The 20,334-nt window shown below is 74.1% G+C and carries 19 protein-coding genes; 13 read left to right on the top strand and 6 right to left on the bottom strand.

The annotated features are described in order from the left end of the window. Positions 1-81: 81 nt before the first annotated feature. The 3 genes from AB0K03_RS06205 to AB0K03_RS06195 all read right to left on the bottom strand — a co-directional run bounded on the left by AB0K03_RS06205 (position 82) and on the right by AB0K03_RS06195 (position 4,046). Positions 82-522: a universal stress protein gene (locus AB0K03_RS06205; protein WP_364681244.1), complete on the bottom strand. Its 441-nt coding sequence runs from the start codon at positions 520-522 to the stop codon at positions 82-84. 89 nt (positions 523-611) lie between these two features. Continuing rightward, positions 612-3,077, bottom strand: a complete 2,466-nt coding sequence (locus AB0K03_RS06200) for a glycogen/starch/alpha-glucan phosphorylase (protein WP_364681241.1) — start codon at positions 3,075-3,077, stop codon at positions 612-614. A 102-nt stretch (positions 3,078-3,179) separates the two neighbouring features. Beyond that, positions 3,180-4,046: a universal stress protein gene (locus tag AB0K03_RS06195; protein ID WP_364681238.1), complete on the bottom strand. Its 867-nt coding sequence runs from the start codon at positions 4,044-4,046 to the stop codon at positions 3,180-3,182. Positions 4,047-4,245: 199 nt separating this feature from the next. Between AB0K03_RS06195 and AB0K03_RS06190 the strand changes: the two genes are divergently transcribed. Beyond that, positions 4,246-5,247 (top strand): Acg family FMN-binding oxidoreductase, encoded by a 1,002-nt coding sequence (locus tag AB0K03_RS06190; protein WP_364681235.1) that lies wholly within the window; start codon positions 4,246-4,248, stop codon positions 5,245-5,247. A gap of 127 nt (positions 5,248-5,374) precedes the next feature. Then, positions 5,375-5,677, top strand: a complete 303-nt coding sequence (locus AB0K03_RS06185; RefSeq protein WP_364681232.1) for a hypothetical protein — start codon at positions 5,375-5,377, stop codon at positions 5,675-5,677. Between the two features lie 53 nt (positions 5,678-5,730). On the opposite strand, the gene AB0K03_RS06180 is transcribed toward AB0K03_RS06185, so the two are convergent. After that, positions 5,731-6,426 carry a CBS domain-containing protein gene (locus tag AB0K03_RS06180; RefSeq protein ID WP_364681230.1) on the bottom strand — a complete coding sequence of 232 codons (696 nt, stop codon included), beginning with the start codon at positions 6,424-6,426 and terminating at the stop codon, positions 5,731-5,733. A gap of 148 nt (positions 6,427-6,574) precedes the next feature. Here AB0K03_RS06180 and AB0K03_RS06175 point away from each other — a divergent pair, with 148 nt between their 5' ends. The 5 genes from AB0K03_RS06175 (at position 6,575) to AB0K03_RS06155 (ending at position 11,413) form a co-directional block, all read left to right on the top strand. After that, positions 6,575-7,471, top strand: a complete 897-nt coding sequence (locus AB0K03_RS06175; protein ID WP_364681227.1) for a universal stress protein — start codon at positions 6,575-6,577, stop codon at positions 7,469-7,471. A 54-nt stretch (positions 7,472-7,525) separates the two neighbouring features. Continuing rightward, positions 7,526-8,527 carry an Acg family FMN-binding oxidoreductase gene (locus AB0K03_RS06170; protein ID WP_364681223.1) on the top strand — a complete coding sequence of 334 codons (1,002 nt, stop codon included), beginning with the start codon at positions 7,526-7,528 and terminating at the stop codon, positions 8,525-8,527. A 29-nt stretch (positions 8,528-8,556) separates the two neighbouring features. Continuing rightward, a complete protein-coding gene (locus AB0K03_RS06165; protein ID WP_364681220.1) occupies positions 8,557-9,519 on the top strand; it encodes an Acg family FMN-binding oxidoreductase in 963 nt (320 codons plus the stop codon). A 93-nt stretch (positions 9,520-9,612) separates the two neighbouring features. Beyond that, entirely contained in the window at positions 9,613-9,861 is a 249-nt protein-coding gene (locus tag AB0K03_RS06160) for an SHOCT domain-containing protein (protein WP_364681217.1), read from the top strand. Positions 9,862-9,964: 103 nt separating this feature from the next. After that, positions 9,965-11,413, top strand: coding sequence for a DUF4389 domain-containing protein (locus AB0K03_RS06155; protein WP_364681214.1), 1,449 nt, complete (start codon positions 9,965-9,967; stop codon positions 11,411-11,413). Positions 11,414-11,426: 13 nt separating this feature from the next. Here AB0K03_RS06155 and AB0K03_RS06150 read toward each other — a convergent pair whose 3' ends face one another. Further along, positions 11,427-12,080 (bottom strand): SRPBCC family protein, encoded by a 654-nt coding sequence (locus AB0K03_RS06150; RefSeq protein ID WP_364681211.1) that lies wholly within the window; start codon positions 12,078-12,080, stop codon positions 11,427-11,429. A 219-nt stretch (positions 12,081-12,299) separates the two neighbouring features. On the opposite strand from AB0K03_RS06150, the gene ppdK reads away from it, so the two are divergent. Then, positions 12,300-14,966 (top strand): pyruvate, phosphate dikinase, encoded by a 2,667-nt coding sequence (gene ppdK / locus AB0K03_RS06145; protein ID WP_364681208.1) that lies wholly within the window; start codon positions 12,300-12,302, stop codon positions 14,964-14,966. A gap of 171 nt (positions 14,967-15,137) precedes the next feature. Further along, positions 15,138-15,710 carry a DoxX family protein gene (locus AB0K03_RS06140; RefSeq protein WP_364681205.1) on the top strand — a complete coding sequence of 191 codons (573 nt, stop codon included), beginning with the start codon at positions 15,138-15,140 and terminating at the stop codon, positions 15,708-15,710. Positions 15,711-15,725: 15 nt separating this feature from the next. Here AB0K03_RS06140 and AB0K03_RS06135 read toward each other — a convergent pair whose 3' ends face one another. Further along, positions 15,726-16,364: a VanZ family protein gene (locus AB0K03_RS06135; RefSeq protein WP_364681202.1), complete on the bottom strand. Its 639-nt coding sequence runs from the start codon at positions 16,362-16,364 to the stop codon at positions 15,726-15,728. Between the two features lie 246 nt (positions 16,365-16,610). Between AB0K03_RS06135 and AB0K03_RS06130 the strand changes: the two genes are divergently transcribed. The 4 genes from AB0K03_RS06130 (at position 16,611) to AB0K03_RS06115 (ending at position 20,331) form a co-directional block, all read left to right on the top strand. Beyond that, entirely contained in the window at positions 16,611-16,949 is a 339-nt protein-coding gene (locus AB0K03_RS06130; RefSeq protein WP_364681200.1) for a helix-turn-helix transcriptional regulator, read from the top strand. Continuing rightward, positions 16,946-17,680, top strand: coding sequence for a signal peptidase I (gene lepB, locus AB0K03_RS06125; RefSeq protein WP_364681197.1), 735 nt, complete (start codon positions 16,946-16,948; stop codon positions 17,678-17,680). Before AB0K03_RS06130 ends, lepB begins: the two co-directional genes overlap by 4 nt. A 106-nt stretch (positions 17,681-17,786) precedes the next feature. Continuing rightward, complete coding sequence (locus tag AB0K03_RS06120; RefSeq protein ID WP_364681194.1) at positions 17,787-19,373, top strand: protein kinase domain-containing protein; 1,587 nt, start codon at positions 17,787-17,789, stop codon at positions 19,371-19,373. 34 nt (positions 19,374-19,407) lie between these two features. Further along, positions 19,408-20,331 carry a hypothetical protein gene (locus AB0K03_RS06115; protein ID WP_364681191.1) on the top strand — a complete coding sequence of 308 codons (924 nt, stop codon included), beginning with the start codon at positions 19,408-19,410 and terminating at the stop codon, positions 20,329-20,331. Positions 20,332-20,334: the final 3 nt, after the last annotated feature.

The raw sequence follows: 20,334 nt of genomic DNA, 5'->3' as shown, positions 1-20,334 counted from the left end.
CCTCGAGCACGCCGGGCACATCGGTCGCAACCACGACGACGGACCGGACGGCCGGGACGGCCGTCCGGTCCGGGTGGGGCGTCAGCGCACGATGACGACCGGGCAACGGGCGTGCTGGGCGCAGCGCTGGCTCACCGAGCCGAGCAGCGTCCCGGCGAACCCGCCGTGTCCCCGGCTGCCCACCACGAGCAGCGGCGCCTCGCGGGCCGCGTCGAGCAGGACCTGTGCCGGGTGCCCGGCCACCACGCTGCGGTGCAGCGGGACGCCGGGGTCGTCGCCGTACGCCTCGTCGAGCGCCGTCTCGAGGATCTCCTTCGCCGTCACCTCGATGTCGGTGTACGGCACCGCCGGCGGTCCCCAGCCCCACACGGGCGGGAACTCCCAGGCGGTGACGGCGTGGATCCCCGTACCCGTCAGCCGCGCCTGCGTCAGGGCCCACCGCAACGCGGTCACCGACGCCGGCGAACCGTCCACGCCGACCACGATGTCGTGCCGCGTGCCGGGTTCGAACTCCCTGGTCATGCCGCTCACCTCCGTACCGGCTCTCACCTGAAGTGTGAGCCGGGCGGCGGGCGGCGGTCAGGGCCGGAGGGCCCGTCGCCGGGCGACCGTCAGCCCTGCTCCGGCACGGGGAGCGGGTCGACACGCCAGATGTCGCGGCAGTAGTCGCGGATCGTACGGTCGGAGGAGAAGAAGCCGCTGCGCGCGGCGTTGCGGATGGACGCCCGGGTCCAGCCGTCCTCGTCGCGCCAGGCCCGGGCCACGGCGTCCTGGCAGTCGACGTACGAGCGGTAGTCGGCCATCGTCAGGTATTCGTCGCGGCCCAGCAGATCGGCGACCACCGCGGCGCTGCCGGGGCCGGCGAAGGGGCCGGAGGCGATCGCGTCGACCGCGGCCCGCAGCTCCGGGTCGGCCTCGTAGTGGGCGCGCGGATCGTACGGACCGGCGCGCAGCTCGGCCGCCTGCGCCGCGTCCATGCCGAAGAGGAAGAAGTTCTCCGCGCCGACCCGGTCGCGGATCTCCACGTTGGCGCCGTCGAGGGTGCCGATGGTGAGCGCGCCGTTGAGCGCGAGCTTCATGTTGCCGGTTCCGGAGGCCTCCTTGCCGGCCAGCGAGATCTGCTCGGACAGGTCGGCGGCCGGGATGATGAGCTCGGCCCGGCTCACGTTGTAGTCGGGCAGGAACGCCACCTTCAGGTACGGCGCGACGTCCGGGTCGGCGTTGACGACGGAGGCGACCGTGTTGGCCAGGTGCATGATCTGTTTGGCGGCCTGGTAGCCGGGGGCCGCCTTCCCGCTGAAGATCACCGACCGGGGTACGACCGAGCTCAGGTCCCCGGCCTTGATGCGATGGTGGACGGTGACCACGTGCAGCACCCGCAGGAGCTGGCGCTTGTACTCGTGGAACCGTTTGATCAGCACGTCGCAGAGCGCGTCCGGGTCCAGGCTCACGCCCGTCGCGGTCAGCGCGTGCACCGCGAGGTCCTGCCGGTTGCGGCGTTTGACGGCGCGCCAGCTGTCCCGGAAAGCCGCGTCGTCGGCGGCGCTCTCGAGCTCGGCGAGCCGGTCGAGGTCGCGCAGCCACGCCCGGTCCCCCAGCCGGGAGGTGATCAGGTCGGTCAGCCCCGGGTTGGCGATGAGCATGAAGCGCCGCGGCGAGACGCCGTTGGTGACGTTGTGGAAGCGCTCCGGCCACAGCTCGGCGAAGGCGTGCAGCGTCGTCTCGGTGAGCAGGCGCGAGTGCAGCTCCGCCACCCCGTTGACCGCGAAACTGCCGACCACCGCGAGGTGCGCCATGCGTACCCGCTGCTCGTCGCCCTCCTGGATGATCGACAGGGCGCGCAGGCGGTCGACGTCGCCGGGGAAGCGGGCCGCCACCTCCTGCAGGAACAGGTGGTTGATCAGGAAGATGATCTCCATGTGCCGCGGCAGGAGCCGCTGCATCAGCGGCACCGGCCAGGTCTCCAGGGCCTCGGGCAGCAGGGTGTGGCAGGTGTACGCGAACGTGCGCCGGGTGATCTGCCAGGCCCGGTCCCAGTCCAGCCCCTCCTCGTCGACGAGGACCCGCATCAGCTCGGCGATCGCGATCACCGGATGGGTGTCGTTGAGCTGGATGACGACCTTGTCGGTGAAGGTGTCCCAGCCCTGGTTGCGCAGCCGGAAGCGGCGCACGATGTCGCGCAGCGAGCAGCAGACGAGGAAGTACTGCTGCTTGAGCCGCAGCTCGCGGCCCAGCGCGGTGCTGTCGTCCGGGTAGAGCACCTTGCTGATGTTCTCCGAGCGGACCATCTGCTCGACGGCCTCGCCGTAGCGGCCCGCGCCGAACAGCGACAGGCCGAACGACTCGCGCCCGGCCCGGGCCTTCCACAGCCGCACGATGTTGACCGTGCCGGTGCCGTACCCGGGAACCAGCATGTGGCTCGGCTCGCCGAGCACGACCTCGCCGGGCGTCCAGCGGGCGCGCTGACCGCCGGCCGGCTCGGTGTGCCCGTAGAAGCCGACCGGCTGCTGGTCGTCCGGGGCGTGGAATTCCCACGGGTTGCCGTAGTACGTCCAGTCGTCCGGCCGCTCCACCTGCGCGCCGCCGGCGAACTCCTGCTTGAAGATGCCGAAGTCGTAGCGGATGCCGTACCCGACCGCCGGGATGTCGCCGGTGGCGAGCGAGTCCATCAGGCAGGCGGCCAGCCGGCCCAGGCCACCGTTGCCGAGCCCCGGCTCGACGTCCAGGCCGCCGACCTCGTCGGCGTCGCGGTCGAGCGCGTCCAGGGCCGCCCTGGCGCTGCCGAGCGTGCCGGAGTAGAGCAGGTTCTGCCGCAGCTGCCGGCCCAGCATGTACTCGGCGGACAGGTAGTAGACGAAGCGGGGATTCGTCTCGTAGTACGTGGCGGTGGTGCGCATGTAGCGCTCCACGAGCCGGTCCCGGACCGTCATCGCCAGCGCCTGGTAGACGTCCTGCGCGCTCGCCGACTGGATGGCCGTGCCGCGCTGGTAGTAGAGGTTGCGCAGCAACTCCCGCTGGAACTCGCCGGGCGTGGTGCAGTCGCGCTGCTTCTCCCCTGCCGGACGTACGTCGGTCACGAACGAACCTTCTCCCCGCTGGTGTACGTCGCCACCCCGGCGACCGTCTCCGAGTATCGATGGTGGCGGCCACCGATACACCGCTTTGCGGTGAAACCTCTGTTACCGCCCGCGTGGCGTGCTACGGGGCACGACGAGCACCGGCCGGTACGCGTGGTGCAGCGTCGCCATCGCCACGGACCCCAGCACGATCTCCTCGACCGCCGACCGCCCGCGCGAGCCCACGACGACGACCGCCGCGTCGCGGGTGCGGGCGTACGAGCACAGCGCCCCGGCCGTCGACCGGCCCGTGCCGGGCAGCAGGCCGTCGCGGTGCAGGACCGTGACGGCGCGGCCGCTCACCTCGGGCCCGTGCCCGGTGCCGTCCTCCACGGTGACCGGGATGATCTCCCGGCCCTCGAACAGGCGCCCGGCGGCGACCAGCGCGGCGTGCGCCCCGGCGGAGCCGTCCCAGCCGGTCACGATCGGGCCGGCGGCCAGCGCGGCGGACTCGGCCTCCAGCAGCGGGTGCGGGACCACCAGCACCGGCCGCCGGGCGTAGTGCACGACCATGTCCGACACGCTGCCGAGCAGCGCCTTGGTGCCGCCGAGCCCGCGCGATCCCACGACCAGGAGCTCGGCGTCGAGCTTCTCGGCCAGCTCGGCGAACTGCACGCCGTCGCCGCCGTACGTACGCTCGACGACCGCCTCGGCCTGCCACCCGGCGGCCCGGGCGAGTACGACCCCGGTGCCGGCGACGCGCTCGGCCTCGCGGGCGCCCTCGCGCTCGACCGCCTCGACGAACCGGTCCACCCCGGCCGTGCCGCTCCAGAGCCGGCGCCGCAGCGTGTCGCTGGCGAACGGCGGCGTCCACAGGTGGACGATGCCGGCCTGCGCGCCCGGGAACAGCGCCGCTGCCGCGTCGATCGCGGCGGTCGCCGCCGGGGAGCCGTCGAAGCCGAGGATGAGTCGAGCCGCATGTCCGGTCATGGTTCCAGCCTGGCTCGCGCGACGCCGGTGAGCCCAGGGCCGAAAGTCCGTCAGGACCGTTGCCCGCGGCCCGGTCGCGCGGGCACACCGCTGGTCCCGCCGGAAGGGGCCGGACGACTCTGATCTCCAGGAAGCCGCGACGGCGAGGCTGACGGCAGAACGTCGCGAAACACCGGAAGAACGAACCAAGGAGGCGGCGATGATGGCCACGTCCGGTACCGCTGTCCGTACCGCTCTCGGCAGGGCTGCCCGCGCCGCGCTGCTCGCGCCGTCGGTCTTCAACACCCAGCCGTGGCAGTGGCTGCTCTCCGGCGACACCCTCACGTTGCGCGCCGACCACAGCCGGCAGCTGCCCGACACCGACCCCGAGGGACGGCTGCTGCTGCTCAGCTGCGGCGCCGCTCTGCACCACGCGCGGACCGCGCTGGCCGCCGAGGGCTGGACGCCGGTCGTGCGCCGGCTGCCCGATCCCGGCGACCCGGATCTGCTGGCCGTCGTGCAGATCGGCGAGCGGGGCAGGCCGGATCCGCACGCCCATACGCTCGCCGAGGCGATGCCGCGCCGCCGGACGGACCGGCGCCCCTTCGGTGACGTGCCGGTCCCGCGGCAGACGCTGACGGCCCTGCGCCGGCTCGTGTGGCTCGAGGGGGCGTACCTGCACCTCGTCCGCCCCGACCAGGTGCCGTTGCTGGCGGCCTCGGAGGAACTGGCCGCCGACGCCGAGACGTCCGACCGCGACTACCGGGCGGAACTGGACGAGTGGACGCACCGCCCGCCGGGCAGTGGCGACGGGGTCCCGGCGGCGACCTCGGTGCACCCGACCCGCCGCCCGGTGCCGGTCCGCGACTTCGACCCCGACGGCGGTGCGGACCTGGAGCCCGGCCCGGGCACCGACCGCGGCGCCGCGTACGCGCTGCTGTTCGGGCTGGCGCACCGCCCCCTGGACCTGCTGCGCGGCGGCGAGGCGTTGTCGGCGTTGCTGCTCGAGGCGACCGCCCGCGGGCTGGCCACCGCGCCGCTGAGCGACGCGGTCGAGGTCAGCTGGCCCCGGAACCTGCTGCGCGGGATGCTCGGCGGGCCGGGCGAGCCGTACCTCGTCGTGCGGCTCGGCCACCGCGCGGCCGACCTCGACCTGCCCCCGGTGCCGCGCCGGCCGGCGTCCGAGGTGATCGTCGCCGTCCCGGACGTCCCGATCCGGTGATCGATGGCGGTGGCGGGGCCGCGGTACCGTTCCTGCGGCGGTCTCGGCGCGACCTGGAGGTGATCACGGTGCACCCGATCTGATGACGGCCCCGGCCCGGGGCGTCACGGAGCCGGAAGGTGCCCGTATGAGCAGGACCGACAAGACCCGGCCCCGGTGGGTGCAGCTGGCCGACGAGCCGATGGTGACGTGCGTTCCCCGCCACGATCATCGGTACGGCCCGTGCACCCTGCCGGAGCAGGTCACCCCGGAGAGCATGTCGCGCGATCCGCTCGGCGGCCGCTGTCACTGGGGTGCCACCGCCACGAACTGGTTCCGCCGGTACGACGACGACGGATACCGCGAGTGGAGTCACATCAAGCGCACGGAGCGCCGCCGCAGCCGCCATCAGGCGCGCCGCGAACTCCGCGACCGCCGCTGGGCGGACTGACGGACGAACGGGAGGCCGGCACCGTTGCCGGCCTCCCGTTCGTCGTGCACCGCTCAGGCGACGCCGAACGGCGTGCCCAGGTCGGAGCCGACGATCATGCTGTCGTCCACGTCGTACGTGAGCCCGTCGGCGACGTCCACGACGCCGGGGACCTGGCGGGCCAGCGTGGCGATCCGCTCGGCCGCCGAGCGGAAGTGCACCCGCCCGCGCAGCGTCACCACGCCGTCCCTGGTCTCCACGCGCACCGTGGAGTCCGGGGTGCCCAGCGCGTGCGGCAGGACCTCGTCGACCACGTCGCGGCGGATGTCCTCGTCGGTACGCAGGTGCACCTTCAGCAGGTCGCCACGGGTCACGATGCCGACCAGCCGGCCCAGCTCGTCCTCGACCGGCAGGCGCTTGACCTGGGCGTGGTGCATCCGGCGAGCCGCGGCGGCCACGGACAGCGACGGCAGGACCGTCACCACGGGGCTGGTCATCACGTCACCGGCCGTCCTGGCCGCGGCCTTGGCCTGCTCGGCGCGGCGGCGGCGCCCCACGACGAGCCGCGGCTGGTCGGTGCCGGCCGCCTCCACCTTGTGCAGCAGGTCGGCCTCCGACACGATCCCGACGACCCGCTGGAAGCGGGTGACCACCGGCACGGCGCTCACCCGCCGGCTGATCAGCAGATCCACCACCGTCCGGTACGGCGTATCGGTCTGGACCGCAACGACATCCCTGGTCATCACGTCGTCGACCCGCCACAGTCTCATGGCCCCTCCTTCTTCTCCACGTCCGACGCTACGGCCGCCGGGTGACAGCCGTCAGGGCCGTGCGGCCCGTGGCGGCGGGACCGGCTGCCCCTGTCCCCCGGCGCGCCGCGCGGCGACGATGAGGGAAGCAGGCACAAAGGAGCACGCCATGGCACGGAACGACATCGTCGTGGGCACCGACGGCACGATGGCCGGGGCCGCGGCGGTCCGGTGGGCGGCCGCGGAGGCCGCCAGGCGCAACGTCCTGCTGCGCATCGTGCACTGCTTCGACTGGGACTACGACTCCTCGCGGCAGGGCTGCAGCAGCGGATCGGCCGACGCCGCGCGGCAGCTGGCCGACGCGGTCACGACCGCCGCCCTGCACCAGGCCCGCGCCGTCGCGCCGGGCATCTGGCTCGAGGCGGACGCGCTGATCGGCGACCCCGCGTCGCACCTGGTCGAGCTCTCCGACACCGTCAGCCTCGTGGTCGTCGGCAGCCGGGGGCGGGGCGGGATCGCCGGTCTGCTGCTGGGCTCGGTGAGCCGGCGCGTCGCCGTGCACGCCTCCTGCCCGGTCGTCGTCGTACGGGGCCGGGGGGACCTCCGCGACGGGCCGGTCGCCGCCGGGGTGGACCTCTCCGCGCGCGGGGAGACGGTGCTGCAGCAGGCGTACGAGACCGCGGAGGCGCTCGGTTGCGACCTGCGGGTGGTGCACAGCTTCACCCCGGCCGTCTCGCCGTGGGTCGGCGCCGCCCCGGCGGCCGCCCCCGCGTACTTCGACGACGACGGCGAGCGGGACCGCCTGCACGCCGTCCTGGGACCCTGGCAGGACAAGTTCCCGCAGGTCGGCACCACGGTCAGCGTGTCGCACCAGCCGGCCGCGAGCGCCCTGGTCGCGGCGTCGCAGCAGGCGCGCCTGCTCGTCGTGGGAAGCCACGGGCACGGCACCGTCGCCGGCACGCTGCTCGGCTCGACGAGCCTGTACCTGTTGCACCACGCCGACTGCCCGGTGTTGGTGGTGCGTACCCGCGGCAAGGACCCGTCATCGCGGGACTTTCGGCCCTGACCTGCCGGGTCGACGCCCCGGCACCGTGGGAGAAGAAGGCAGGAGGTTCCCACCATGACCACCCGAAACGACCGGCCGGCCCGATCGGAGGCCGCCGAGGCGCTCGCGGCCGCGGCCCGCGTGTCCCTGCACGCCCCGTCCGTTTTCAACACCCAGCCCTGGCGCTGGCGCCTCAGCGGCGACACGCTCGCGCTGTACGCCGACACCTCCCGCGCCCTGAGCGCCACCGACCCCGACGGCCGGCTGCTGATGCTCAGCTGCGGCGCCGCGCTGCACCACGCCCGGGTGGCCCTGGCGGCCGCCGGCTGGACGGCGCACGTCGTCCGTCATCCCGAGGGCGGCGACCCCGACCTGCTCGCGCTGGTCACGGTGACCGGCCGGCACGCGCCCGACCACGAGGCGCAGCGCCTGGCCGGGGCGGTGCCCCGCCGGCGCACCGACCGGCGCGCGTTCTCCGAGCGCGGCGTGCCCGAGCAGACCCTGAACGACCTGCGCCGCTCGGTCGAGGCCGAGGGGGCGTACCTGCACGTCGTGCGGCGCGACCAGATGCCGATGCTGGCGACCTCCACCGCGCACGCCGCGGACGCCGAGCTGCACGACTCGGCGTACCGGGCGGAGCTGCAGCGGTGGACCCACCGGCCGCAGGGCAGCGGCGACGGCGTGCCCGCCGCCACCGCGGTCCAGCAGGGACCCCGCCGGGTGCCGGTGCGCGACTACGCGCCCGGCGAGACCCCCGGGCTGCCGGTCGGCGAGGGCTTCGACCTGGGTGCGGCGTACGTCGTGCTGTTCGGGCTCACCGAGCGGCCGGAGGATCTGCTGCGCGGCGGGGAGGCCCTGTCGGCGCTGCTGCTGGGCGCCACCGCGGAGGGCCTGGCCACCGCGCCGCTGAGCGACACCATCGAGGTCGAGTGGCCGCGCCGGCTGCTCACCGACCTGCTCGCCGGCGTCGGCGTGCCGTACGTCGTCGTGCGCCTGGGCTACAGGGACACCACCGAGCCGCTGCCGCCCGCGCCGCGCCGCCGGGCCGAGGACGTCATCGAGATCAGCGAGACATGAGCGGCTGCGGCCGCGAAGGAGCACCAGCCATGACCACCGCATCGTACGACGCAGCCACGCTGCGGCTCGCCGCCGCGGCCGCGGTCCGGGCGCCGTCGCTGCACAACAGCCAGCCCTGGCTGTTCCAGCTGCGCGACGGCGGCATCGAGGTGCTCAGCGATCCCGCGCGACAGCTCGCGATCGCCGACAGCACCGGCTGGGCGGTGCGGATCGCCTGCGGGGCGGCCGCGTACAACGCCCAGCTGGCGCTCGCGGTCAACGGCACGCCGGCACGCGTGGAGCTGCGCCCGTACGCGTCCGAGCCGCACATCATGGCGCGCCTGACCCCCGCTGTGCCGCGGCCGCCGACGTACGCCGAGCAGGAGTTGTTCGCCGCCGTTCCGCGCCGCCACAGCAACCGCCGTCCGTTCTGGCCGGACCCGGTGCCGTCCGAGGCCCGCATCCGGATCATCGACGCCGCGCACGCCGAGGGCGGCTGGCTGGACCTGCTCGTCGGGATGACCGCGCTCAGCGGGTTCGCGCAGATCGCCCAGAGCGCCGACCGGGTGCTGCGGCGCGACCCGGCGTACCGGTCGGAGATGGCGACCTGGACGCACGCCGACGCCGCCCCCGACGGGGTGCCGGCGACCGCGGGCGCGCCCGTCCCCGAACCCCAGGACCTCTTGCCGCAGCGGCCCTTCACCGAGCGCCGCCGCGCGCCCGGGCACGACTACGAGGCGGAGCCGCTGATCGCCGTGCTGGGCACGAACGGGAACCGGCCGGTCGACCAGATCGCCGCCGGACAGATCCTGCAGCGGGTCCTGCTGACCGTGACGGACGCCGGGCTGGCCAGCTCGATGATCTCGCAGCCCATCGAGGTGCCGGCGGCCCGCGAGCACCTGCGCCAGTCGCTGCGCCGCTCCGGCACGCCGCAGATGGCGCTGCGCATCGGGTACGGCGACCCGGGCCGCCCCACCCCGCGCCGCGACCTGGACGACCTGATCGTGGGCTGAGCGGACGTCCCCGCGGGAACGGGTCGTTCGGCCCGTGCCGCCGCGGGGACCGTGGACCAGCATGGACGCAGCCACACAGAAGGGACCGGGACCATGATGTTCTACGGAAACGGCATGGGTGCCGGAGGCTGGATCCTGATGCTGCTCACCGTGGCGCTGCTGGCGACGCTCGTGGTCGTCGTCATCGTGCGCCCGCTCTCCGGCCACGACACCGCGCCGCCCGCGCCCCGCGACCCGGTCGCGGACGCCGAGCGGGTGCTGGCCGACCGGCTGGCGCGCGGCGACATCGACACCGCGGAGTACGAGCAGCGCCTGCACACGCTGCGGGCGGCGCGGCGGTAGCGGCGCGCGTCCCGGCCGGGTGACCGGCGGGGACGGGACGTGCGGCTCTGCCGGGGACACCGGCGGCGGCGGTCTGCTGGAGACGACCGTTGCAGGAGGTGTCATGAACCGCTATCCGCTGCGGGTCGAGGCACGCCGGGACGAGCCGCCGAGCCGGTGGCTGTGGCTCGTCAAGTGGTTGCTGCTGATCCCGCACATCCTGATCCTCGCCGTGCTCTGGGTGGGCTTCCTCGTGCTCACCCTCGTCGCCTACTTCGCGGTGCTGTTCACCGGCAGGTATCCGCACGCGATCCAGGCGTACAACACCGGCGTGCTGCGCTGGTCGTGGCGCGTCAACTACTACGGCTACCAGGCGCTGGGCACCGACCGGTACCCGCCGTTCACGCTGGCCGACGTGCCGGACTACCCGGCCCGGCTGCACCTCGACGAGCCGGCCCGGCCGCAGCGGTGGCTGCCGCTGGTCGCGTGGCTGTTCGCGATCCCGCACCTCGCGATCCTCGGGGCGTTCTCCGGGGCCGCCTTCATGATCTACGAGAACGACCGGACCACCGGGAGCGTGCCGCTCGGTGTGGTGAGCGCCGCCGTCCTCATCGTCGGGTTCGCGCTGCTGTTCACCGGCCGCTACCCCCGGGGCCTGTACGACCTGCTCGTCGGCATCGCCCGCTGGAACCTGCGGGTGGTCGCCTATCTTGCGCTGCTGACGCCGTACCCGCCGTTCCGGCTGGATCAGGGTGAGCGGGAGCCGGGTGACCTCCCGGACGGACCGCCGGACGCCCCCGTGGCGCACCGGCCCGCGGCCGAGGGGTCGGTCGCCGGCTCGGTGATCGCCCTGCTGGCCGGCGTGGTCCTGCTGATGCCCGCGATGGGCGCCGGGGTGGCCGGCGTCGGCCTGCTGGCCTTCCAGAGCGCCCGGGACAGCTCCGGGTACGTGACCGGGCCGGCCCTGCAGGTCAGCACCACCACCGCCGCGGTGACCACGGAGGACATCACCATCGACAACGCCGACGAGTGGACCCGTCTGCTCGCCGACGTGGGCGGGGTGCGCGTCACCGCCGACAGCTTCACGGGCCGGCCGGTGTTCGTCGGGATCGGCCGTCGCGCCGACGTGGACCGGTGGCTGGCCGGGTCGGCCCGTGACCGGATCACCGACGTGGACGGCTCCACGGCCCGGTACGAGCGCACGACGGGCGCGGTGCGCTCCGTGCCGGCGCCGGGCGCGCAGGACTTCTGGCTGGCCTCGGCGAGCAGCGCCACCCGGGCGCAGATGACCTGGCGGGTCACGGACGGCGACTTCACCGTGGTGCTCGCCAACGCCGACGGCTCCACCGGTGTCTCCGCCGACGTCCGGGGCGCCGCGCAGGTGCCCGACCTGACCGGCCTCGGCGCCGGGCTGCTCGTGAGCGGGATCGTCCTCGGCGTCCTGGCGGTCCTGCTGATCGTCCTGGGCGGCACCGGGCTGGGCCGCCGACACGCCGGGCCGCCGCCGCCCCCGCCGCCGTCGGGAACGCCGCCGCAGCCGGCGCCACGCTCCCCCGTGGTGGCCTCCACCTGAGAATCCGAACAGTTCAGACCGGCATGACCGGGCGCGCCGGGGCGTAGGCCTCGGCGCGCTCCTTGATGCCTCGCAGCATCCGGCGTTCCATGACGAGGCTGCCCGGCTCCACCACGAGCCGGCTGACGAGCCGCCCGGGACGCGACATCGCGCGCAGGCTGATCCGGTTGCGGCTGATCAGCCGGGTGCCGAGCCAGTACTCGCGCAGGTCGAAAATCCACACCCAGGCGCCGTCCTCGGAGCGGAACGCGAGCGTACGGTCCACGTCGCAGATCTCGACGCGCATCCCCGGCCCGTCGGGGCCCAGCGGCAGCACGTCGCCGACCGCCAGGTGCTGGAATTCCGGCACGATCTCGGCGGCGCTGTGCATGTCCAGCCCGAACAGGTTCTCGATCCAGTCGTACGTGTACGCGCCACCGCGCCCGCTGCCCATCTGCACGAGCCAGGGCCACACCGCTGACGGCCCGGCCGTGATGGTGATCGCCCGGGTCGAGACCACATCCGGGTCCGGGAGCAGCTCGTCGCCGGGCAGCGCGCGCCGCGCCTCCTCCGGCGTGGCGCCGTGATGCAGGCTCCACCGGCGCACCGGCGGTGAGTACAGCACGGCTGTCGACGCGGCGACCAGGGCCGCGCTCCCGAGGTGCCGGCCCGATGTGTGCCTGTTCATGACGCCTCCTCGATCCAGAGCCTCCGCTCGCCGCCCCGGTCCCGGGCAGGGCCGAAGGGCCCGGGTGCGCGGGGCGCCGGAGCGGGCCGTCCCGGCCGGTGGGCAGGGCCGTCCGGCCCGTGTCCGGCCGCTACGGGCCGGGCGGCCCTACTGGCCGGGACCTGCGCGGCGGTACGACCACAGGTGGACCAGCCGACCGAACGAGTGAGGGTGAGCCGGATGACCAGGTACGTGTACGACTTCGCCGAGGGCAACAAGGACCTCAAGGATCTGCTGGGCGGCAAGGGCGCCAACCTGGCCGAGATGACCCGGATGGGCCTGCCCGTGCCGCCCGGCTTCACCATCACGACCGAGGCGTGCCGTGAGTACCTGCGTACGGGGTCCCTGCCGGCCGGGTTGCTCGCCGAGGTGGAGGAGCATCTGCGGCTCGTGCAGCAGCGGATGGGCAAGAACTTGGACGACGCGCGCGACCCCCTGCTGCTGTCCGTGCGCTCGGGCGGCCGCTTCTCCATGCCCGGCATGATGGAGACGATCCTCGACATCGGACTGAACGACTCCAGCGTGCTGGGGCTGGCGGCGCAGAGCGGCGACGAACGGTTCGCGTGGGACTCGTACCGGCGGCTGATCCAGATGTTCGGCAAGACGGTCTTCGGCGTGCCGGGTGAGAAGTTCGAGGCCGAGCTGAGCGCGGCCCGGGCGGGGGCGGGCGTACGGTCCGACGCCGACCTGGGCGTGGCCGAGCTGCAGGATCTGGTGCAGGCGTACAAGAAGGCCTTCGCCGAACACACCGGACGTGACTTCCCGCAGGCGCCGCACGAGCAGCTGCACCTGGCGATCGCGTCGGTGTTCCAGTCGTGGAACGCCGAGCGGGCCGTGCTGTACCGCCGCCAGGAACGCATCCCGCAGGACCTGGGCACCGCCGTGAACGTGATGTCGATGGTGTTCGGCAACCGCGGCGCCGACTCGGGCACGGGCGTGGCGTTCACCCGCGACCCGGCGACCGGCAAGCGCGGCGTCTACGGCGACTACCTCTCCAACGCCCAGGGCGAGGACGTGGTGGCCGGCATCCGCAACACCGTGGGCCTGCACGAGCTGGAGGCCCTGGACCCGGTCAGCTACCGCGAGCTGCTGTCCATCATGGACAAGCTCGAGCACCGCTACCTCGACCTGTGCGACATCGAGTTCACCATCGAGCGCGGCAAGTTGTGGATGCTGCAGACCCGGGTCGGCAAGCGTACGGCCGCGGCCGCGTTCGTCATCGCCGCGCAGCTGGTCGACGAGGGGCTCATCACCCTGGACGAGGCGCTGCGCCGGGTGACCGGCGAGCAGCTGGCCCAGCTCATGTTCCCGAGCTTCGACACGGCGGCGGCCCCCGCCCCGCTGACCACCGGCGTCGCGGCCTCCCCGGGCGCGGCGGTCGGCGAGATCGTCTTCGACTCCGCGCACGCGGCGGCCGCGGACCGGCCGGTGATCCTCGTGCGGCGCGAGACCAACCCCGACGACCTGCCCGGCATGATCGCGGCCCAGGGCATCCTGACCAGCCGCGGCGGCAAGACGTCGCACGCCGCCGTGGTCGCGCGCGGCATGGGCAAGACCTGTGTCTGCGGCGCCGAGGAGCTGGTCATCGACACCGAGGCGGAGACCGTCAGCGTGAACGGGACCGTCCTGCACGCCGGCGACACCGTCTCCGTGGACGGCACCAGCGGGCGCGTCTACGCCGGTTCGGTGCCGGTGCGGCCCTCGCCGGTCGTCCGGTTCTTCGAGGGCGAGCTCACGGCCGCCGGCGACCCGCTGCTGAGCGCCGTCGGGCGGCTCATGGCCCACGCCGACCAGGTGCGCCGGCTGGGCGTGCACGCCAACGCCGACACCGGCCCGGACGCCGCGCGCGCCCGCCGCTTCGGCGCGACCGGCGTGGGGCTGTGCCGTACCGAGCACATGTTCCTCGGTGAGCGCCGGGAACTGGTGGAGCGGCTGATCCTCGCCGAGGACGACGAGGCCCGGGAGGCCGCGCTGGCGGCGCTGCTGCCGCTGCAGCGCGACGACTTCGTCGAGCTGTTCGCCGAGATGGACGGGCTGCCGGTGACGGTACGCCTGATCGACCCGCCGCTGCACGAGTTCCTGCCCGCGCTGGAGGAGCTCACCGCCCGGGTGGCCCGGGCCGAGGCGCTGGGTGAGGACCCGGGACGCGACGCCACCCTGCTGGCCGCCGTGCGCCGCATGCACGAGCAGAACCCGATGCTGGGCCTGCGCGGCGTACGCCTCGGCCTGGTCGTGCCGGGCCTGTTCGCCATGCAGGTGCGCGCGATCGCGCAAGCGGCCGCGCTGCGGGTCGCCGCGGGCGGCGACCCCCGCCCGGAGATCATGGTTCCGCTGGTCGGCGCCGTCCAGGAGCTCGAGACGGTACGCGGGGAGGCCGAGTCGGTCCTCGCCGGCGTCGAGGGCGCCCCGCCGATCCGGATCGGCACGATGATCGAGGTGCCGCGGGCGGCGCTGACCGCCGGCGAGATCGCGCACGCCGCCGAGTTCTTCTCCTTCGGCACCAACGACCTCACGCAGATGACGTGGGGCTTCAGCCGTGACGACGTGGAGGCCGCGTTCTTCGGCCGCTACCTGGAGCTGGGCATCATCGCCTCGTCGCCGTTCGAGACGCTCGACACGGCCGGCGTCGGCGAGCTGGTCCGCATCGCCGTGCAGCGCGGACGGGCCACCCGTCCCGAGCTGACCGTGGGCGTCTGCGGCGAGCACGGCGGCGACCCGGCCTCGGTGCGCTTCTTCCACGACGCCGGGCTGGACTACGTGTCCTGCTCGCCGTTCCGGGTCCCGGTGGCACGCCTGGAGGGCGGCCGAGCCGCCGTGTCCGGCGCCGGCGGCTCCGACACCCGCTGACCGGCGGGAACGGCGGCGGGCCCGGGCGCACCAGCCCGGGCCCGCCGCCGTCGCTGGTCCCGGATCGGACAGGTCCAAGGTCCTTCCGTTTGCGGCACCGCGGCCCTCACGACGACGCCGCCCCCGGCGTTTGATGGAGATGTCAAAGAGAACCGGAAGGACGTGGACGCCATGACCGCCGCCACCCACCCCACCCCCCACCGCACCGAGACCCCGGCGGCCGGCCCGGCCGTCACCCCGGCTCGCGAGACCACCGCCGCGAAGGCGACCCGCTACGTCCTCGCCTACCTCCGGCTGGCGCTCGGCTGGATCTTCCTCTGGGCGTTCCTCGACAAACTGTTCGGCCTCGGCCACGGAACCCCGTCGGCCAACGCCTGGATCAACGGCGGCAGCCCCACCAAGGGCTTCCTCGGCAAGGCCGTCAGCGGCCCGTTCGAGAGCTTCTACCACGGCTTCGCCGGTGCGGCCTGGGCCGACTGGCTGTTCATGCTCGGCCTGGCCGGCATCGGCGTCGCGCTCATCGCGGGCGTCGGCATGCGGATCGCCGCGGTCGCCGGCTCGGTCCTGCTGGTCGCGATGTGGACCGCGGTCCTGCCCCCGGAGAACAACCCCTTCATGGACGACCACCTGGTCTACGCCGGCGTGCTGATCGTCCTGGCCCTCACGGCGGCCGGCGACACCCTCGGCCTCGGCAAGCTCTGGAGCAAGCTGAGCATCGTGCAGCGCCTGCCCTGGCTCAAGTAAGCACTCACCGCTCGATCACAACGGCGGCACCCCGACCCGGGTGCCGCCGTTCGTCGTGTGCATGAGGTCCACGGTGGTCTCGTCCGGGCCCGGCGCGGGCGGCGGCTTCTGCTGCTTCTGCTCGGCGGTCGCCACCCGGATCAGGCCCAGGACGACCAGGCCCGCGGCCGCGCCGATCAGCGCGCCGCCGCTGTTGTAGAGCCAGTCGGCCGCGGTGGCGACCCGGACGCCGCTGACCGCCTGCCACCCCTCGATGCCGAACGACAGCGCCGCCCCCGCCACGGCGGTCGTGACCGCGCGCCGGGCGGCCAGGGTGCCGAAGAAGCCGAACGGGATGAACAGCAGAAGGTTGGCCGTCCGCTCGTCGGGCGCGCTGGGTGCGTCGAGCTCGGCGTGGAAGGTCGCCGCGTGCAGGTACGAGCGCACGTAATCGGCGAGCCGGTGCACGGCCCCGTCCTGCCAGCCCGGCGCCTCCACGGGCACCGTGAAGACGAGGATCGGCGCCAGGGACAGCAGCGCGAGCAGCGTCCATCCCGGCCGCCACCCGAGCAGCCGGGCCAGCGGCAGGAACAGCGCCGCGGCCGCCGCGGCGCAGCACACCAGCAGCACGACGGCGCCGGGCCGGGCGAGCGCCAGGTCGAGCTGATCTCGCATCGCCGCCTCCTCGCGGTCCGTGGGGAACGACCGATCCTTCAGGGCGGCGCGTAAGGCGGGGATAAAGCGGCGCGTACCCGCTCATCCCCGGGCCGCGCGGGCCTGCTGGAACGGCAGCCGGTCGAAGATGAAGCGGCTCCGCACGATCCGGCCGTCGCAGACCGTTTCCACGACAACGCCATGCTCCTGCGGTACGGCCTCCCGACTCCCTGGACGGGTTAAGTCGAGTTATGTAGAGTTTTGGCCATGCCGAGACCGCCCCATGCGTCACCCCAGACGTTGCGCCTGTTCGAGGCGCTGCTCGCCGATCCCGCCCGCTGGCGGTACGGGTACGAGCTGAGCAAGGAGACCGCGCTCGCGTCGGGCACCCTCTACCCGATCCTCATGCGGCTGAGCGAGCAGCGGCTGCTCGAGACCGGCTGGGAGCCGTCGGAGGAACCCGGCCGCCCGCCCCGGCACATCTACCGCCTCACCGCCGACGGCGTCACGCTCGCCGAGCAGCGGCTGGCCGCACGGCGACCGGCCGAGGCACCGCGGCGCGCCGGTCCGATCCCGCAGACGCGGACGGCCGGGGGTGCCGCGTGACCGCCCCGGTGCGGGTCCGCGAGTCCGCGCTGCGGCGGGTGGCGTACGCCGTCCTGGCCAGGGCCGTCCGCGGCCGGCGGGAACGCGGCGGCGAGTGGGGCGAGGCGGCGCTGGCGGAGTTCGGCGAGACCCGCGGCGACTGGGAGGCCGTCCGCTGGGCCGCCGGCGGGCTGCGGACGGTCTGGCGCGAACGCCGGCGCCGGGCCCGGGAGCTGCCCCGCCCGCTCCGGTTCGCCCGCGGCACCGTCCTGGTGCTCGTGGTGGGCCTGCTCGCCGGGGTCGTCGTCAGCCGGTACGTGATGAGCGTCGGCTACATCCCCAGCGGGTCGATGGAACCGACGCTGCAGATCTCCGACCGGGTCCTGCTCGACCGGATCACGTTCCGGGCCACCGGCCTGCGCCGTGGCGACCTCGTCGCCTTCACCAAGGCGATCGAGCCCGGAGCGCGCGCACACACCAACCTCAAGCGGGTCATCGGGCTGCCCGGCGACACCATCGAGTGCCGCGACGGGCGGGTGTGGCGCGACGGCAGCCCACTGGACGAGCCGTACCTGACGCTGGGGCCTGAGGAGGACCGCACCGACTGCTCCCCGGTCACCGTTCCTGAGCACCAGCTCTACCTGCTGGGCGACCACCGGATCGTGTCCATCGACTCCCGCGAGTACGGCACCGTCGACGAGGACACCGTGGAGGCGCGCGTGGTGGGCCGCATCTGGCCGATACGGGACTGACCCGCCCCCACCAGCCCAAGTGGATCGATCGGCCGCGGCCTGATATACCAGTTCCCATTCCGCCGCCGCGCCTCCCGGGGAGTTTGAACTGGACACCGCGTACCGCGTGAGTCCGCTGCGCCGCGACGATCCCGAGCTGCTGGGCCCCTACCGGCTCACCGGGCGGCTCGGGGCCGGTGGCATGGGCGTGGTGTATCTGGCCGAGGACGCCGACGGCACGTACGTGGCGGTCAAGCTGGTGCACGCGGCGCTGACCGGGGACCCCGAGTTCCGCGCCCGGTTCCGCAGCGAGGTGGAGCGGGCGCGCCAGGTGCCGCCGTTCTGCACCGCCGAGGTGCTCGACGCCGACCTCGACCACGAACCGCCGTACCTGGTCGTGGAGTACGTCGACGGGCCCAGCCTGCTCGAGGTCGTCGAGGAGCGCGGGCCGTTGCGCGCGGCGGCGCTGCACTCGCTGGCCGTCGGCGTGGCCACCGCGCTGAGCGGCATCCACGGCGCGGGCGTCGTGCACCGCGACCTCAAGCCGGAGAACGTGCTGCTGGCGCCGGGCAGCCCGAAGGTCATCGACTTCGGGATCGCCCGGGCGCTGGCGTCGCACAGCCGCTACACCCGGACCGATCAGATGGTCGGCACGGTCGCGTACATGGCGCCGGAGCGGTTCTCGTCGGAGCCCGGCGATCCGGCGGCACCGTCCGCGGACGTGTTCGCGTGGGGATGCGTGATCGCGTACGCCGGCACGGGCCGTACGCCGTTCGAGGGCGATTCCCCCGGTGCGACCGCCGCGCGGATCCTGACCCAGCCGCCGCGGCTGGACGGGCTGCCCCAGCCGCTGCGCGACGTCGTGGGGCGGGCGCTGGCGAAGGACCCCGCCGAGCGTCCGAGCGCACGTGAGCTGCTCGACCTGCTCCTGGACGAGCGGCCCGCGGCGGCGGCCGGTCCCGTACCCGTGGCCGTGGCCGCTCCCCCGGCCCGGGCCGGGCGAGTGGCCGTGGCCGCTCCCCCGGCCCGGGCCGGGCGCACCCGGCGGTGGGCGCTCGCATCGCTGGCCGTCGTGCTGATCGTCGCGGGCGTCACCATCGCCGGGCTGGTCGTGCGCGCGGAGCCGGACACCGCGCAGGCCCCGCCGGCCGCGGTCGCGGACAACACCGGCGCCGCAGTCCCGCGGCCCACACCCGCCGAGACGAGCAGGAGGCCGACGGCCCCGAACCCGGCCACGGCGGCAGTCCGCGGCACCTCCCCGGCCGCACCGTCGACGGCGCCGGCTACGAAACGCTCGCCGGCGGCGCCCCGCGCGTCGGCGAACCCGTCCGGGCGCAACCTGGCGCTGCACCGCACCGCCACCGCGTCCAGCATGGAGGGGCCGCCGTGGGGCCCGTCGCAGGCGGTCGACGGCGACCCGGAGAGCCGGTGGAGCAGCGGGTGGAGCGACCCGCAATGGATCGCCGTGGACCTCGGCGGGCGCTGGCAGATCTCCGAGATCACGGTGCGCTGGGAGCACGCGTTCGCGACCGCCTATCGCGTCGAGATCTCCACGAACGGCAGCACTTGGAAGCGCGTGTACAGCACCGCGGCCGGCGAGGGCGGGACCGTCACGGTCAGGCCCGGGAAGGCTCCGGCCCGTTACGTCCGGGTGTCCGGCACCCAGCGCTCGGGCACGTACGGCTACTCGCTGTACGAGCTGGAGGTCCGCTGAGGACCGCTTGATCCGCTCGCCTACAGTGCCCGCCATGGTCCTCCGGAAGATCGTCCCCCCAGCGGCGGCCGCCGTCACCGCCGCGCTGACCCTCGCCGCCTGCGCCAACGGCACCCCTACCGGGCAGGCCGGCGCCGCCTCCGACGGCAAGCCGGTCCTGCAGCAGTCACTGCAGGGGTTCAAGGACGGCAACTACACGTTCACGCGGACCCAGGAGGGCGGCACCGTCAGCGGGGCCGTGCACCTGCCGGAGGGCTCGCTGATGGAGCAGCCGTACGGCCCCACGGTCCTGCGCTCGGGCAAAGAGTTCTACATGCGCTACCGCATCCACGCCGATGGCTACGAACGGTACGGGCAGCTCTACGAGGAGTACGCGGGCAAGGCCACCGCCGCGCAGGCCGCCGAGATCAAGGCCGCCAAGAAGGTCATGGCGCAGCTCGACGGCAAGCACTGGGTCCACGCGGACGAGAAGCGCCTCCGGGCCGCCGCCGCCGAGGACGACCTGAGCGGCATGGAGTCCCTGCCCCCGGTGCCGAGCGCCGGGCAGCCCGACGTCACCGGGGTCTCGGCGCTGGTCGGGGCCGTCGTGTCAGCCGAGAGCACAGGCACCTCGGTCACCGGGACGCTGGACGGCACGAAGGTGGACCCGGAGCTGGGCCTGTTCGCGAACGACCCGTACTACTTCTACGGGCCGCGGGCGAGCGCGATGCCGTTCGAGGCCGCCCTGGACGGGCAGGGCCGGCTCACGAGGATCACCGTGCACGTGCCCGGCGCGCTGCAGGCGCCCGCCTCGGCGGCGCCCTCGGCGATCCCGTCGGACGCCCCCACGGAGGCGCCGGGCGCGCCGCTGGTCATCAACGTCACCGGGTACGGCAGCACCGCCGTGCCCGCCGTCCCGAAGGACGCCGCGCAGCTCGACCCGGCCGCGTACGGGCTGCTCACCAACGACGTGGACTGATCG

It is taken from the genome of Actinoplanes sp. NPDC049316 (genome assembly GCF_040677315.1).
Classification (GTDB): domain Bacteria; phylum Actinomycetota; class Actinomycetes; order Mycobacteriales; family Micromonosporaceae; genus Actinoplanes.
Note: the sequence above shows the minus strand (reverse complement) of the source record. Positions and strands in the feature narration are given on the sequence as shown.

Bases quoted from the DNA above. Each gene is read 5' to 3' on its own strand.
- AB0K03_RS06190 (WP_364681235.1), top strand. From the start codon at position 4,246: ATGATGGCCACGTCCGGTACCGCTGTCCGTACCGCTCTCGGCAGGGCT.
- AB0K03_RS06170 (WP_364681223.1), top strand. From the start codon at position 7,526: ATGACCACCCGAAACGACCGGCCGGCCCGATCGGAGGCCGCCGAGGCG.
- AB0K03_RS06135 (WP_364681202.1), bottom strand. From the start codon at position 16,364: ATGCGAGATCAGCTCGACCTGGCGCTCGCCCGGCCCGGCGCCGTCGTG.
- ppdK (WP_364681208.1), top strand. From the start codon at position 12,300: ATGACCAGGTACGTGTACGACTTCGCCGAGGGCAACAAGGACCTCAAG.
- AB0K03_RS06195 (WP_364681238.1), bottom strand. From the start codon at position 4,046: ATGACCGGACATGCGGCTCGACTCATCCTCGGCTTCGACGGCTCCCCG.
- AB0K03_RS06155 (WP_364681214.1), top strand. From the start codon at position 9,965: ATGAACCGCTATCCGCTGCGGGTCGAGGCACGCCGGGACGAGCCGCCG.
- AB0K03_RS06185 (WP_364681232.1), top strand. From the start codon at position 5,375: ATGAGCAGGACCGACAAGACCCGGCCCCGGTGGGTGCAGCTGGCCGAC.
- AB0K03_RS06205 (WP_364681244.1), bottom strand. From the start codon at position 522: ATGACCAGGGAGTTCGAACCCGGCACGCGGCACGACATCGTGGTCGGC.
- AB0K03_RS06115 (WP_364681191.1), top strand. From the start codon at position 19,408: ATGGTCCTCCGGAAGATCGTCCCCCCAGCGGCGGCCGCCGTCACCGCC.
- AB0K03_RS06150 (WP_364681211.1), bottom strand. From the start codon at position 12,080: ATGAACAGGCACACATCGGGCCGGCACCTCGGGAGCGCGGCCCTGGTC.
- AB0K03_RS06180 (WP_364681230.1), bottom strand. From the start codon at position 6,426: ATGAGACTGTGGCGGGTCGACGACGTGATGACCAGGGATGTCGTTGCG.
- AB0K03_RS06130 (WP_364681200.1), top strand. From the start codon at position 16,611: ATGCCGAGACCGCCCCATGCGTCACCCCAGACGTTGCGCCTGTTCGAG.
- AB0K03_RS06140 (WP_364681205.1), top strand. From the start codon at position 15,138: ATGACCGCCGCCACCCACCCCACCCCCCACCGCACCGAGACCCCGGCG.
- AB0K03_RS06165 (WP_364681220.1), top strand. From the start codon at position 8,557: ATGACCACCGCATCGTACGACGCAGCCACGCTGCGGCTCGCCGCCGCG.
- AB0K03_RS06160 (WP_364681217.1), top strand. From the start codon at position 9,613: ATGATGTTCTACGGAAACGGCATGGGTGCCGGAGGCTGGATCCTGATG.
- AB0K03_RS06175 (WP_364681227.1), top strand. From the start codon at position 6,575: ATGGCACGGAACGACATCGTCGTGGGCACCGACGGCACGATGGCCGGG.